We start from the raw sequence: 13488 nt of genomic DNA, 5'->3' as shown, positions 1-13488 counted from the left end.
CCACCACTTCACCGTCCGCGATGCAGTGCACGCTCGACTGGTCCAGCGTGCCCGCCGTTCCCGCATCAAAATGCACACCGCCATGCCAGAGCCCGCTGCTGCCGAGGGGATAGCTGCCGCTTGCGGCATTTGCCAAGTGGGTCAGTTGCTGGAGCACATCGCGTTTATCGCGGAAGGGATGGCTCCAGTTTTGGACCGGTATCAGTGAGTCGTTGTTTGACTCTACGCCGGTGGATGGATGAGGCGGCAATGTGTCGGTTGTCGGCAGCATAGGCTGCTGTAAGTCATCAAGCGCGTAGCGTGGTGCGAACAATCGTGTCATGGAGGTGGCTCCTGCTTTTCCACGAGATAAGCCAGCAAAGCTGCCGCTCTGTAGGCGAGGTCCCGGTCAACGTCCTGTTCGACCGATGCATCCGAACCTCGCGCTACGGCAAGGCCAGATTTGGTGCGCACGATGGCGAATTCCAGCGCCCGGTTCCAGAGGGGGAAATACGAACAGGAGATTTCCACGCGCATTTGCGGATGGGTCCCACACGAGGCAATCGTCGAGGATGGAGATGCGCTGGCCGACTACACTGCAGCGGATGTAGGACCGTGTACCTCCCCAGACATATAAACCAACATTCGCCCTGTTGATTGGATACGTTTTCTTACAGTCTTTCGTCTAACAATGTTCAAAAGGCACGGCATAGCCGCTAGTCTCCCGACATCTGAACGCCGAACAACAAGCACTCCAACAAGAGCCGGCCATGACTGATCTGTCGCGTTTGCAAGGATTCGCAAATCACGCAGTCACTGCGTTGGAAGGCCGTTTCTTCCGTCCGCCACTGCCTGAAGGTTATGTATCGAGACCTCGATTGTGCGAGCGGTTGAGTGCGGGTCTGTCTGGGCGCCTGTTGTTGATCAGTGCCCCGGCCGGTTTCGGTAAAAGCTCACTGGCGGTGGAGTTCTGCGAGAGCCTGCCCGATCAGTGGCAGAACCTCTGGCTGGGTCTGAGCCACCGGGACAGCGACCCGGGCCGGTTTCTCGAACGTCTTCTTTGTGGTCTCCAGCAATTTTTTCCTCAGCTCGGCGGCCAGGCGCTCGGCCTTCTGAAAATGCGTCAGCGTCACCAGCCCTTTGCCTTCGAAGAGTGGCTGGACGGTTTACTGGACGAGCTGGCAATGCACCTGATGTTGAGCAAACCGCTGCTGCTGGTGCTTGACGACTACCACTTGGTGCAGGGCCCCGTGCTGGATCGCTGCCTGCAATTTCTCCTCAATCATCTGCCTGCGGGCATGAACATCATGGTCACCAGCCGGCAGAGGCCGAACTGGCACCTGGCGCGTCTGCGGCTGTCGCGTCAATTGCTGGAATTGTCCGAGCAGGACCTGCGGCTGACCGACGACGAGTCGCTGGCGGTGCTGGATCAACAGCGCAATGGCTTGAGCGATGAAGCACTGCAGGCCTTGCTGCAACGCAGCGAGGGATGGGTGGCCGGCCTGCGATTCTGGCTGCTGGCCGCCAACGAAGCGGGCAGTAATGCGCTGACCCAAGGGCTCAACGGCGGGGAAGGGCTGATCCGGGATTACCTTCTCGAAGAGGTCATCGATTGCCTGCCGGCGGACGTTCAGGTCTTTCTCTATGAAACGGCGTGTCTGGAGCGTTTTGGCGGTGCCCTGTGCAACGCCGCGCGCGACAGTCACGACAGCGACGAAATGCTCGGTTACCTGCAAGCGCATCAGGTGTTTCTCGTCCCGCTGGACGAGCACGGTCGCTGGTTTCGCTATCACCATTTGTTCTCGGATCTGCTGCGCGCGCGCGCCGGGCCCAGTGTCACGCCGCAACAAAGACGCGTGCATCTGAATGCCTGCCGCTGGTTCAGCGACCAGGGGCTGCTCGACGAAGCCATTGAACAGGCGTTGCGCGCGGGGCATCTGGATGTGGCGGCCAATCTGGTGCAGAACCTGTCTGAAGAACAACTGCTCGCCGAGCAAAACGTCGGCATGTTGCTGCGCTGGAAAATGGACTTGCCCGACAGCCTGCTGGTCAGCACGCCGCGTTTGATCGTGCTGTACGCCTGGGCGCTGGGCCTGGCGTGTCAGTTGGACGCGGCCGAGGAGTTGGGCAATCACCTCAGTCGATTTCTGCCGGCGCCTTCCGCGACCGCGCAAAATTCGATGCTGGCTCAGTGGCTGGCGCTGAGCGGGATCATCGCCCGAGGCCGCGGCGACAGTGAAACGGCCCGGCGCTATTGCAGCGAAGCGTTGGTCAGTCTGCCGCTGAAGCGATATGGCCAGCGTTTACTGTGCCTGTCGACCCTGGCGAATCTGGCTATCACCGATGGAGATTTATGGCGCGCCCGTGCGCTGAACCGTGATGCCCTTGAGTTGGCGCAGCGGGTGGCCAATCCATTGTTTGAAGCGCTGGCGCACTACGACCGCGCTCGCACCTTGCAGGCCCGTGGCGAAACACTCCGCTCGATGGAGGAAGTGCGCCAGGGCTTGCGACGTTTGAATGGCCTGTCTTCACAAAAACTGTACGCGGTGCGCGCGCGCCTGACGTTGTACGAAGGCTATTTGCTGGTGCAGTTCCTTCAACCGGAGGCGGGGCGCGAGCGCTTGACTGCCGGGCTGGCCGAGGCACGCGCCTGCCGTGACATCAGCGTGCTGATCGGCCACTGCGTGATTGCCGGAATGGAGGGGCGCGAAGGGCGCTACGCCGAAGCCTTCGCCGAGCTGGCCGAGGCCGAGCGGTTGATGCACATCTGGGACGTGCCGCCGGTTTATTACCTGGCAATGATCACCCTCGCCAAATGCGAGCTGTGGCTAGCCCAGGGCCGTATCGACCTGGCCGACGCGTGGCTCCTGCGACTGGGGCAGACTTACGGCGGCAACCAACCCGCCGCCGCCCCGGAATGTTCGCCGCAACTGCCTCAGCAGATCGAAACGCTGCGGGCGGTTCTTGATCATATTCAGGGCCGCACCGAAGAGGCGATGATGCGGCTGCACGGTCTGGTGGAGTATGCCCAGCGGATCGGCGCAGGACTGCTCGGCCTCAATGCGCTGGGTCAGCACATCCTGTTGTTGCTTGACACGTCACATGGGCCCGAAGCCGATGAGCTCTTTCTACAAAGCCTTCAGCTCGCCACGGGTGGTGCGGTTCTGCCCTTCCAGCGCCTGATCCGTGGTCATCCCGACTGGCTGCGTGAGCAACTGCATAAACGACCCTCATGCCGGCTGGTCGATTACCTGCTTCAGCAACTTCCTGAAGCTGCGCCTGGCCAGGAGCTGCCTTGCTTGCGCATGGCAAGTGAGCCGTCCACCTGCATCAGCGGCAATGGCGGCGACCACCTCAGCGCCCGAGAACTCAGCGTGCTGCAGCTGATCGCGCAAGGCTGCTCCAATCAGGAGATCAGCGAACGCCTGTTCATTTCCCTGCACACCGTTAAAACCCACGCCAGCCATATCAACAGCAAGCTGGGTGTTGAGCGACGCACTCAAGCAGTGGCCCGGGCACAAGAGTTGGGATTGCTAAACTAATCGATCGGTATTTAAATGCCGATTTATGCAGGAAAAGGTCGATTTTAGGCATTTAATTGCCTTTTCAGCGCTCCAGTCCTAATGTTTAGGCATCAAATTGCCGAGCAGCCCGTGATGCAGCTGACCCTCCAACTCTACCTGTCGGGACGATGGCACGACGCAATGCGTCTTGACGTCGAGAAACCGGAATCCGGGCAGAACAGCCCGTGCAGCTTTGCCTACGATCAAGCATTTCTGATTGACCACCTGGATGCCCTCGACCGGCCGACCGCGCCGTCCGTGAGCGCTGGAATTCCACTGGGCTGGGATCTGTTCAGAACGGCGGGGCTGCCGGCGTTTTTGCATGACATCGTTCCAGCGGGAGCGGCGCGCCGTTTCCTGCTGGCGCGTCTGGCATTGCCGGAAAGTGAAAACACGCCGGCCGACCTGGTGCTCCTGCAGCGCTGTACCCCCGCCCCTGTCGGGCATTTGCGCATCAAGGAATCGTTCGAGGCATTGCCCAAGGCCAGCAGCATTGGGTTTGACCGGAGTGAAGTCGTTGCCCGGGACAGCCGCTTTCTTGAATACGCGTATGAACAAGGCGCCGCTGTCGGTGGCGCAACCGGGGCGGGCGGCGAGGCACCGAAGCTGTTATTGGCCGAGGATGCCAAAGGGCTCATGCACCCTGATGCGACCCTCGCGGACAGCGAGGTTCGTCAGCACTGGTTCGTGAAATTCTCGCGCAACAAAGGCAACGAGACCGATCGCACCATTCTCAGAAGCGAGTTCTGCTATTACCAGGCCCTCCAACGCGTCGGGGAACGCACCGTTCCCTGTGACGGCATGAGCCTTGAAGAGGCCCGCAAGCCCAGCCTGTGGATGAAGCGCTTCGACCGCCGCGTCGATGAACAGGGCGTGCGTCGGGTGGCGGTGGAATCGGTGTACTCGCTCGCCGACATCACCCGCCCCGGTGCGTATATGACGCACATGCAAGCGGTAGCCGCACTGGCCAATGCCTGGTCGGCGAACGCCCAGCAGGGGGAGATTCCTCAGATGGTCGCCGAGTACGTGCGCCGTGACCTGATCAATCAGATTCTGGGGAACAGCGACAACCATGGGCGAAACACATCGATCCTTCGCGATGAACGGCGACTCTCTCTGGCGCCGATTTACGACCTGGCGCCCATGGTCATGGACGATGAAGGTGTAACACGCACCACCAAATGGCCTGACCCTATTGAGCGCGCCGGCGAGGTGGGCTGGCGCGATGCCTGCCGCGCTTTATCCAACTGGGCTGACCCCGAACAGCTTTTCGAGGGTCTCAGAACCGATGCCGAGCGCCTGCGGGCATTGCCTGATTTGCTGAATGAAATGGGCTTGCCGCAAAAGACCTTCAATCATCCGCGCATCAGGCTGGGACGACTGGATGCGACGCTCAAGGAGTGGGGCCTGCTATGAACGACGAGATCCGCCAGCGCGGCATCATCCTCGACGAGCTTCGGGGTCAGTTGTTGGAGGGGAGCGTTTCCATGGGCGCTGCCGTCAAACGGCTGCGGACCGAAATCACAGGACTGCGCCAGGAGCAGTTCGCGAGCATGTGCAAAATCTCGTTGCGCACACTGCGTCAGATCGAGCAGGACGAGGGTAATCCGACGGTGCAAACCCTCAACGCCGTGTTCAGGCCCTTTGGTATGCAGGTCGGCATTATTCCATTGCTACGCCGGCCGGCGGGAACCAGTCTCTAAGGCGTAATCGCACCGATAAGCCCGACGGCAGGCTCAAGCAGCGGGCTGACCGGCCCACATGCTGGCCACGTCCAGCAGGCCCCACTCCTCAGCCAGTTCGAACTTGAGGATGCCGTCTCGTACCGTGGGGCACGCAAGGTTGATGACTTGCGGCTCGAAGGGCATTCGGGTCCGGGTGGACAGGAAAACTTTCACTTTCGGGTGCAGCAGGGACTGTTCATCCTGCTCGACCACCACGCCCAGGCGCTCGCTTTTCAGGCGAACCAGCGCGCCGACGGGATAGATACCAACGGTCTTGACGAAGTGCTGGAACACCTTCGCATCGAAGTGGCCTTTCCAGGACGCCATTTCGCGAACCGAATGCGCGGCATCCCAGCCCTTCTTGTAGGGCCGGTCTGAGGTCACCGCGTCATACACGTCACAAATAGCGCCCATTTTCGCCAGCAGGCTGATCTCGTCGCCCTTCAGGCCGTGGGGATAACCGCTTCCGTCGACCTTTTCGTGGTGATGCAGGCACACGTCCATCACCAGTCGGGTTACCCGCTCGCAACCCTGGAGGATTTCCAGCCCGGCCTGCGGATGATGCTTCATGACCTCGTATTCTTCGTAGGTGAGACGATCGGGCTTATTGAGAATGGCCGAGTCGATCATCATTTTGCCGACGTCATGCATCAGCCCCGCGACGCCGGCTTCCCGCACTTGATCCTCATCCAGATCCATCTGCCGCGCGAGCGCGACCATCAATGCGCACACCGCCACCGAATGCATGTAGGTGTACTCATCCGTCGTTTTCAGGCGCGACAGGCTGATGAGCGCGTGGGGATGGCGCATGACGGAAGTGGAAATTTCTTCAACCAGTAGATCGACGTCTTCGGTATTCATTGCCCGGCCCATCCGGGCATCGCTGAACATGGTCATCACTGCCGCTTTCGCGCGCCCGCAAATCAGGCGCGCGCGGGCCAGTTCCAGTTCGAGGCTGCACGGCGCAGTCTCGGCAGGGTCGGGACACTCGGGGGAGGTCTGATCCGCTGGCGAGCTATCGGCAGGGCTTTTGCCAAGGCGAGTGTCAATCCAGACCTCTCGGGTCGATGCCTGAATGTGCCGCAACACCGCGTCGTCGCTGAGTTCGCGCTCGACGTGGGCAGTCCAGAAGGGATCGTTGATCCGTGGGCGGCAGAACTCGTGGATGTACATGCCCAGCGTGAGGTCGGAAACGGGGATTTTTCTTAGCATAGAGTCAGCTCTTGCGCGTGAATACAGCGCTGCCTTGCCTGAAAGTGAGAGCGATCTTTGTTCTTTGCTTCATCACTGCGCTTTCCTGTACTTGCGCATGGCCAGTATAGGAAAGCGCTGGGGAAATGAAACTCTCTTGAATATTGTGGGAATTACACTCCTGATAGATAAATATCAAACCTAATCAACAGCTTGCACAGATTATTGGCGTTGTTTGAAGAATCTCGCATCGAATAAATGCGATGAACAGCATGTTCAAAATGCATATAAATATTTGCTTTTTATATTAAAGAATTGCTGCCCTTGGCCGTGCACTGGCGGTTCAGGCCGCGTTAAGGAATTTTTGACGGGGACCGTGCTCTAATTGCCCAAATCGTCGGCCTTTATGTTTGGCCGTAGAAAAGCAAAACAGGAGCTCTCCTTGATGTTGACATTTCGCCGTTTGATCATCGCTGCCACCGCACTGACCGTGCTTTCCGGCTGCGCGACGCAGAATCCATACGACAATCAGGGGCAGGCGCAGAACTCCGGCGGGATGAGCAAGACCGCCAAGTACGGCGGTCTGGGTGCATTGGCCGGCGCCGTCGCCGGTGCTGCCATCGATCACAACAACCGTGGCAAAGGTGCGCTGATTGGCGCTGCCGTGGCAGGCGCGGCATCTGCCGGTTACGGCTACTACGCCGACAAGCAGGAGGCTGCACTGCGCGCCAGCATGGCCAACACCGGTGTTGAAGTTCAGCGTGAGGGCGACAACATCAAGCTGGTGATGCCGGGCAACATCACCTTCGCCACCGACTCGTCTGCCATCGCCAGCAGCTTCTATGCGCCGCTGAACAACCTGGCCGGTTCGCTGAAGCAATACAATCAGAACATGATTGAAATCGTCGGCTACACCGACAGCACCGGCAGTCGCCAGCACAACATGGACCTGTCGCAGCAGCGCGCCCAGAGCGTGGCGACCTACCTGACTTCTCAAGGCGTTGACGCAGCTCACCTGTCGGTGCGCGGTGCCGGTCCTGATTCGCCGATCGCCAGCAACGCCGACGTCAACGGCCGTGCCCAGAACCGCCGCGTCGAGGTCAACCTCAAGCCGATTCCTGGCCAGCAGTACCAACAGCAGCAATAACCGCGTGACGTGAAACCAAAAACCCCGGCCAGTGAGCCGGGGTTTTTGCGTTTGGACCTACGGGCGCTTAGCCCGGGTAACGTTCATGCATCTGCGCGAGCAACGTGTCCTTGTCTTCCCACAGCCGGTTGATCCACTGCTGAAACTCCAGGCGGTAGGCATCGTCCTGGTCGTAGCTTTTGCCAATGAACTGCGGCGGGATCTGCACTTCTTCAAAATGCGCGACGACTTCGCCCACGTCCCCGCAGAGCAAGTCCCAATACCCTGGCCGACCAGCCGGGTAATGAATGGTCACGTTGACGATGGATTCCAGCTGCTCGCCCATGGCATCCAGCACGAAAGCAATGCCGCCTGCCTTGGGCTTCAACAGGTAACGGAACGGCGAGTTCTGCTGTGCGTGCTTGGCTTCGGTGAAGCGCGTGCCTTCGACGAAGTTGAAAATGCCGACCGGGTTGTTGCGAAACTTCGCACAGGTGCGACGGGTGGTCGCCAGGTCCTTGCCTTTCTTTTCCGGGTGCTTGGCCAGATACGCCTTGCTGTAGCGCTTCATGAACGGAAAGCCTAGCGCCCACCAGGCAAGGCCAATCACCGGCACCCAGATCAGCTCTTGCTTGAGGAAGAACTTGAGCGGGCGAATGCGTCGGTTCAGCACGTACTGCAGCACCATGATGTCGACCCAGCTCTGGTGATTGCTCGTCACCAGGTACGAGTGCTGATAGTCCAGGCTTTCCAGCCCGCTCAGGTGCCATCGGGTGTGACCGAGCACATCCATCCAGGCGTTGTTGTTGCTGATCCACGCTTCGTGGATGTGGCTCATCAGCCAGTCGGTGACCTTCTGCGCGGCCGGGAAGGGCAGGCACAGTTTGAAGATGGCAACGACGAACAGCGGCGTGCAGCAGAGAATCGTGTTGAGCGCCAACAGCAACGAGGCGATGACGCCACGCAAAGGGGCGGGCAGGAAATCCATGTGAATCGAACTCCGGGGCAGTCAGCCGCCGGTGGGTTCCGGCGGGGTTATTGTGGCATGCGATATTGCAGCGCAATGTTATTGCGGCAGCGTGGCCGCCTGAATCGCCGTCAGTGCAATGGTATAGACGATGTCGTCAACCTGAGCGCCCCGCGGCAGGTCATTGACCGGCTTGCGCAGGCCTTGCAGCATCGGACCGAGGCTTACGCAGTCCGCACTGCGCTGCACCGCCTTGTAAGTGGTGTTGCCGGTGTTCAGATCCGGAAACACGAACACATTCGCGCGACCCGCCACCGGGCTGTTCGGCGCCAATTGTCGGGCGACGTGCTCGTTGGCGGCGGCATCGTATTGCAACGGCCCGTCGATCAACAGACCGCGCTGGGTTTCGCGCGCCAGTTGCGTGGCTTCGCGGACCTTTTCCACTTCCTCACCGCTGGCCGAATTGCCGCTGGAGTAGCTGATCATTGCCACCCGCGGCGACAGGCCGAACGCCACGGCCGAATCCGCGCTCTGCACGGCGATTTCCGCCAGCTCGGTGGCGGTCGGGTGCGGGTTCATGATGCAGTCGCCATACACCAGCACCTGCTCCGGAAACAGCATGAAAAACACCGATGAAACGAGGGTGCAGCCTGGTGCCGTCTTGATTAGCTGCAACGCAGGCCGAATGGTGTTGGCGGTCGAATGGATCACCCCCGACACCAGTCCGTCCACTTCGTCGAGGGCCAGCATCATGGTGCCGATCACCACCGGGTCCTCCAGTTGCTGCTCGGCCATGGGCGCATTGAGGTTTTTGCTGCGGCGCAAATCAACCATCGGCGCGACATAGCGCTCGCGGATCTGGTCCGGATCGAGAATCTCCAGGCCCGGCGGCAAGTCGATGCCGTGGGCGCGCGCAACGGCGTTCACTTCCTCGGGCTTGGCCAACAGCACGCAGCGGGCAATGCCCCGGGCCTGACAAATCGCCGCCGCCTGGACGGTCAACGGCTCGGCGCCTTCGGGCAGCACGATGCGCTTGTTTGCCGCCTGGGCACGCTGGATCAGCTGATAGCGGAACACCGCGGGCGACAGGCGCATCTCACGGGGCGTGCCGCAACGCTGATGCAGCCAGTTGGCATCCAGATGGCTGGCGACGAAATCGGTGATGATCTCCGCGCGCTCGCGGTCATCGATGGGGATTTCCTTGTTCAGCTGATTGAGCTGCGTCGCGGTGTCGTACGAACCGGTGCTCACCGACAGCACCGGCAACCCGGCCTGCAGCGCGCCTCGGCAGAGATCCATGATGCGCGGATCGGGCAGGGTGTCGCTGGTCAGCAACAGTCCGGCCAACGGCACGCCGTTCAGCGTCGCCAGGCTCACCGCCAGAATGATGTCATCGCGATCCCCCGGTGTGACCACCAGCACGCCCGGCTTGAGCAACTGCAGCGTGTTGAGCACCGTGCGGGCGCAGATGATGATCTTCGACATGCGCCGCTGTTCGTAATCGCCGGCATTGATCACTTGCGCGCCGAGCAGATCGGCGACGTCGCGGGTGCGCGGGGCGTTGAGGTCGGCCTGAAACGGGATGCAGCCAAGTAAACGGAAATCGCCGCTGCGCAACAGCGGCGAGTGTTCCTTGAGCCGCGCCGAGAAGGCTTCCATGCTCTCGTCGGTGCGCACTTTGTTGAGGATCACGCCAAGCACCTTCGGGTCTTTCGGGCCGCCGAACATCTGCGCCTGCAGCTCGACGCGGCCGGAAAGCTCGGTCAGCACTTCGTTTTCCGGGGCGGATACGAGAATGACTTCCGCATCCAGCGCCTTGGCCATGTGCAGGTTGACCCGCGCGGCATAGCTGGCGCTGCGGGTCGGGACCATGCCTTCGACGATCAACACATCACGGCCGATCGAGGCTTCCTGATACAGCTTTATGATTTCTTCCAGCAGCTCGTCAAGCTGGCCTTCGCCGAGCATGCGTTCGACGTGGGCCAACCCCAACGGCTTGGGCGGCTTGAGGCCGTGGGTGCGGGCGATCAATTCAGTCGAACGCTCCGGGCCCAGATCCCCGGGATGAGGCTGGGCGATCGGCTTGAAAAAACCGACCTTGAGCCCGGCGCGCTCCAGGGTGCGCACCAGCCCCAGGCTGATGGACGTCAGGCCCACACCAAAATCTGTGGGCGCGATAAAGAAAGTCTGCATGCGGGCTTCTCGAAAATGAGCAGTGCAAGGGTCATGGCGCTATGAATTCAGCCATCGGACCGGATAAACCAGGACGCTGTTCAGTCGCAGCGTCTCAACGGGGCCCAAGGTTATCGTTATCTGACCCCGACGCGCACCAGCCGCAGTGAAAGGACTGACCGATTTTCGCCTGGCGCTGCGCGGGATCGAGCACCCAGGCGCGGGATTGCCAGGGCGGGTCGTGACGCAAATGCTGGGTGTGACCGCAGGAGAGCATGACCACCCAGTGACCGTCCGGGTCCTGAGCAAAGCCGGTAATGATCGAATGGGGGGAGGGGGCGTTCGGGGATTCCAATCGGGGCCGTCTGTCTGAGTTGCGTTCGCTTTCGCGCGAGTGCTTGGTTAGACTTGGCCGCTCATATCTATTTGCAAAAGGTCTCGCCCCATGCCGATCGCCGCCAACAAGGCTGTCTCCATCGACTATACCCTGACCAATGACGCTGGTGAGGTCATCGACAGTTCTGCCGGCGGCGCGCCGCTGGTTTACCTGCAAGGTGCAGGCAATATCATCCCGGGTCTGGAAAAGGCGCTGGATGGCAAGGAAGTCGGCGACGAACTGAAAGTGGCCATCGAGCCTGAAGATGCGTACGGCGAATACTCCGCCGAGCTGGTCAGCACCCTCAATCGCAGCATGTTCGAAGGCGTCGACGAACTGGAAGTCGGCATGCAGTTCCATGCTTCTGCGCCGGACGGCCAGATGCAGATCGTGACCATCCGCGATCTGGACGGCGACGACGTCACTGTCGACGGTAACCACCCGTTGGCCGGTCAACGCTTGAACTTCGATGTGAAGATCGTTGCCATCCGTGATGCAAGCGAAGAAGAAATGGCCCACGGTCACGTGCACGGCGAAGGTGGTCATCACCACTGATTGTCCTGCTAAGCTGAGTGAGCTGGCCAGGCGTCCTCGCGGTCTTGTGAAAACGTTTGTTTTTACGGTCTGACAGGGCGCCTTTTTCGGCCAAGGGTTTCTAGGGGAGTCGTCATGAGTGTATTTCACGAGCTGAAGTTGAAGGCTCTGGATGGCCAGGAGCTGCCCCTCGCCCCGCTCAAGGGCAAAGTGGTTCTGGTGGTCAACGTCGCGTCAAAGTGTGGCCTGACGCCGCAATACGCTGCGCTGGAAACCCTGTATCAGAAGTACAAAGACCAAGGCTTCAGCGTCCTCGGGCTGCCGTGCAATCAGTTCGCCGGCCAGGAGCCTGGTAGTCAGGAAGAGATTCAGGCGTTCTGCTCGCTGAACTACGGCGTGACCTTTCCCCTGGGGGACAAGCTTGAAGTCAACGGACCGCACCGGCATCGTCTGTATCAAATGCTCGCGGGCGAAGGCGCCGAGTTTCCCGGCGACATCACCTGGAATTTCGAGAAATTTCTTGTCGGCAAGGATGGACGCGTTCTGGCCCGCTTCTCCCCAAGCACGCTTCCGGATGACGCCAAAGTGGTGAGTGCGATCGAGAAGGCACTGCCCTAGTATTTCAATTCGCCGTCCTTCTTTTGAGCCTTAATCACTCCAGTCAATAGTGCTTCGTATCCCCCGTGCTTCGGCTCATTCTGTATGACCTTCATCATATTTCCAGAATGCCGAGGACGCCTGCATGCCTGTTCAAGCCTTGTTCAAACCCTTCCACTTGGGCAGCCTCGAGTTGCCGACGCGCATCGTCATGGCGCCGATGACCCGCTCGTTTTCACCGGGCGGCGTACCCAATTCCAACGTCATCGAGTACTACCGTCGTCGTGCGTCTGCTGGCGTTGGCTTGATCATCACCGAAGGCACCACCGTCGGGCACAAGGCCTCGAATGGCTACCCCAACGTGCCGCAGTTCTTTGGTGAAGCGGCACTGGAAGGCTGGCGGAAGGTGGTGGAAGCGGTTCACGAAGAAGGCGGCAAGATCGTGCCGCAACTCTGGCACGTCGGCGCCGTGCGTCGTCTGGGTACTGAGCCGGATGGCACGGTGCCGGCCTATGGCCCGACCGAGAAGCTCAAGGACGGTAACGTTGTCGTTCATGGCATGAGCAAGCAAGACATTGACGAGGTCATTGCAGCGTTCGCCCAGGCGGCGAACGACGCTAAATCCATCGGCATGGACGGCGTCGAGATCCACGGCGCCCATGGTTATCTGGTCGATCAGTTCTTCTGGGAAGGCACCAATCAGCGTACCGACGAATACGGCGGCGACCTCGCGCACCGCTCACGCTTCGCCATCGAGCTGATTCAGGCGGTACGAGCCGCCGTGGGCCCGGATTTCCCGATCATCTTTCGGTACTCGCAGTGGAAGCAGCAGGATTACAGCGCACGGCTGGTGCAAACGGTTGAAGAGCTCGACGCATTCCTCAAGCCGCTGTCCGACGCGGGCGTGGACATTTTCCACTGCTCGACGCGGCGTTTCTGGGAGCCCGAATTTGAAGGCTCCGACCTGAACCTGGCCGGCTGGACGCGCAAGCTCACGGGAAAGCCGACCATCACGGTGGGCAGTGTCGGACTCGACGGCGAGTTTTTGCAGTTCATGGTCAACACCGACAAAGTCGCCCAGCCTGCGAGCCTGGAAAACCTGCTCAAGCGTTTGGGTGACGAGGAGTTCGATCTGGTCGCAGTCGGCCGTGCGCTGCTCGTCGACCCGGACTGGGCATTGAAAGTGAAGGAAGGCCGCGAGCACGATATTTTGCCATTCAGCCGCGAAGCCTTGGGTCGGTTGGATTGACGGTCCGGTT

General features: G+C 60.4%; 11 protein-coding genes and 2 pseudogenes. 7 read left to right on the top strand and 6 right to left on the bottom strand.

Features of this window, described 5'->3' with window-relative positions:
- Both QMX88_RS19910 and QMX88_RS19905 read right to left on the bottom strand, forming a co-directional pair.
- A pseudogene (locus QMX88_RS19910) lies at positions 1–322 on the bottom strand (hypothetical protein); the annotation flags it as partial.
- Positions 319–516: a hypothetical protein gene (locus tag QMX88_RS19905; protein WP_282371942.1), complete on the bottom strand. Its 198-nt coding sequence runs from the start codon at positions 514–516 to the stop codon at positions 319–321. The pseudogene QMX88_RS19910 and the gene QMX88_RS19905, both read right to left, overlap by 4 nt.
- Positions 517–749: 233 nt before the next feature.
- Here QMX88_RS19905 and QMX88_RS19900 point away from each other — a divergent pair, with 233 nt between their 5' ends.
- The 3 genes from QMX88_RS19900 (at position 750) to QMX88_RS19890 (ending at position 5245) form a co-directional block, all read left to right on the top strand.
- Complete coding sequence (locus QMX88_RS19900) at positions 750–3521, top strand: LuxR C-terminal-related transcriptional regulator (protein WP_282371941.1); 2772 nt, start codon at positions 750–752, stop codon at positions 3519–3521.
- Between the two features lie 111 nt (positions 3522–3632).
- Positions 3633–4958, top strand: a complete 1326-nt coding sequence (locus QMX88_RS19895) for a type II toxin-antitoxin system HipA family toxin (RefSeq protein ID WP_282371940.1) — start codon at positions 3633–3635, stop codon at positions 4956–4958.
- Positions 4955–5245 carry a helix-turn-helix domain-containing protein gene (locus tag QMX88_RS19890; RefSeq protein ID WP_282371939.1) on the top strand — a complete coding sequence of 97 codons (291 nt, stop codon included), beginning with the start codon at positions 4955–4957 and terminating at the stop codon, positions 5243–5245. The genes QMX88_RS19895 and QMX88_RS19890 overlap by 4 nt, the downstream gene beginning before the upstream one ends.
- 33 nt (positions 5246–5278) lie before the next feature.
- On the opposite strand, the gene QMX88_RS19885 is transcribed toward QMX88_RS19890, so the two are convergent.
- A complete protein-coding gene (locus QMX88_RS19885) occupies positions 5279–6478 on the bottom strand; it encodes an HD-GYP domain-containing protein (RefSeq protein ID WP_282371938.1) in 1200 nt (399 codons plus the stop codon).
- A gap of 424 nt (positions 6479–6902) precedes the next feature.
- Here QMX88_RS19885 and QMX88_RS19880 point away from each other — a divergent pair, with 424 nt between their 5' ends.
- Positions 6903–7604: an OmpA family protein gene (locus tag QMX88_RS19880; RefSeq protein WP_192171876.1), complete on the top strand. Its 702-nt coding sequence runs from the start codon at positions 6903–6905 to the stop codon at positions 7602–7604.
- A 67-nt stretch (positions 7605–7671) separates the two neighbouring features.
- On the opposite strand, the gene QMX88_RS19875 is transcribed toward QMX88_RS19880, so the two are convergent.
- The 3 genes and pseudogenes from QMX88_RS19875 to QMX88_RS19865 form a co-directional block, all read right to left on the bottom strand.
- Positions 7672–8571 (bottom strand): acyltransferase, encoded by a 900-nt coding sequence (locus QMX88_RS19875; RefSeq protein ID WP_282371937.1) that lies wholly within the window; start codon positions 8569–8571, stop codon positions 7672–7674.
- A gap of 78 nt (positions 8572–8649) precedes the next feature.
- On the bottom strand, positions 8650–10743 hold the full coding sequence (gene pta, locus QMX88_RS19870; RefSeq protein WP_282371936.1) for a phosphate acetyltransferase: 2094 nt from the start codon (positions 10741–10743) through the stop codon (positions 8650–8652).
- A gap of 94 nt (positions 10744–10837) precedes the next feature.
- Positions 10838–11199: pseudogene (locus QMX88_RS19865) on the bottom strand (DUF3565 domain-containing protein).
- Here QMX88_RS19865 and QMX88_RS19860 point away from each other — a divergent pair.
- From QMX88_RS19860 to QMX88_RS19850, 3 genes are all read left to right on the top strand, one after another.
- On the top strand, positions 11168–11653 hold the full coding sequence (locus tag QMX88_RS19860) for an FKBP-type peptidyl-prolyl cis-trans isomerase (RefSeq protein WP_074884740.1): 486 nt from the start codon (positions 11168–11170) through the stop codon (positions 11651–11653). The pseudogene QMX88_RS19865 and the gene QMX88_RS19860 sit on opposite strands and share 32 nt — an antisense overlap.
- A 114-nt stretch (positions 11654–11767) precedes the next feature.
- A complete protein-coding gene (locus QMX88_RS19855) occupies positions 11768–12250 on the top strand; it encodes a glutathione peroxidase (protein WP_192171873.1) in 483 nt (160 codons plus the stop codon).
- Positions 12251–12374: 124 nt separating this feature from the next.
- Positions 12375–13478 (top strand): NADH:flavin oxidoreductase, encoded by a 1104-nt coding sequence (locus QMX88_RS19850; protein ID WP_282371935.1) that lies wholly within the window; start codon positions 12375–12377, stop codon positions 13476–13478.
- Positions 13479–13488 lie beyond the last annotated feature (10 nt).

The sequence above is a fragment of the Pseudomonas sp. PS02290 genome (assembly GCF_029960075.1).
GTDB lineage: Bacteria > Pseudomonadota > Gammaproteobacteria > Pseudomonadales > Pseudomonadaceae > Aquipseudomonas.
Note: the sequence above shows the minus strand (reverse complement) of the source record. Positions and strands in the feature narration are given on the sequence as shown.

Bases quoted from the DNA above. Each gene is read 5' to 3' on its own strand.
- QMX88_RS19905 (WP_282371942.1), bottom strand. From the start codon at position 516: ATGCGCGTGGAAATCTCCTGTTCGTATTTCCCCCTCTGGAACCGGGCG.
- QMX88_RS19900 (WP_282371941.1), top strand. From the start codon at position 750: ATGACTGATCTGTCGCGTTTGCAAGGATTCGCAAATCACGCAGTCACT.
- QMX88_RS19890 (WP_282371939.1), top strand. From the start codon at position 4,955: ATGAACGACGAGATCCGCCAGCGCGGCATCATCCTCGACGAGCTTCGG.
- QMX88_RS19885 (WP_282371938.1), bottom strand. From the start codon at position 6,478: ATGCTAAGAAAAATCCCCGTTTCCGACCTCACGCTGGGCATGTACATC.
- QMX88_RS19880 (WP_192171876.1), top strand. From the start codon at position 6,903: ATGTTGACATTTCGCCGTTTGATCATCGCTGCCACCGCACTGACCGTG.
- QMX88_RS19875 (WP_282371937.1), bottom strand. From the start codon at position 8,571: ATGGATTTCCTGCCCGCCCCTTTGCGTGGCGTCATCGCCTCGTTGCTG.
- pta (WP_282371936.1), bottom strand. From the start codon at position 10,743: ATGCAGACTTTCTTTATCGCGCCCACAGATTTTGGTGTGGGCCTGACG.
- QMX88_RS19860 (WP_074884740.1), top strand. From the start codon at position 11,168: ATGCCGATCGCCGCCAACAAGGCTGTCTCCATCGACTATACCCTGACC.
- QMX88_RS19855 (WP_192171873.1), top strand. From the start codon at position 11,768: ATGAGTGTATTTCACGAGCTGAAGTTGAAGGCTCTGGATGGCCAGGAG.
- QMX88_RS19850 (WP_282371935.1), top strand. From the start codon at position 12,375: ATGCCTGTTCAAGCCTTGTTCAAACCCTTCCACTTGGGCAGCCTCGAG.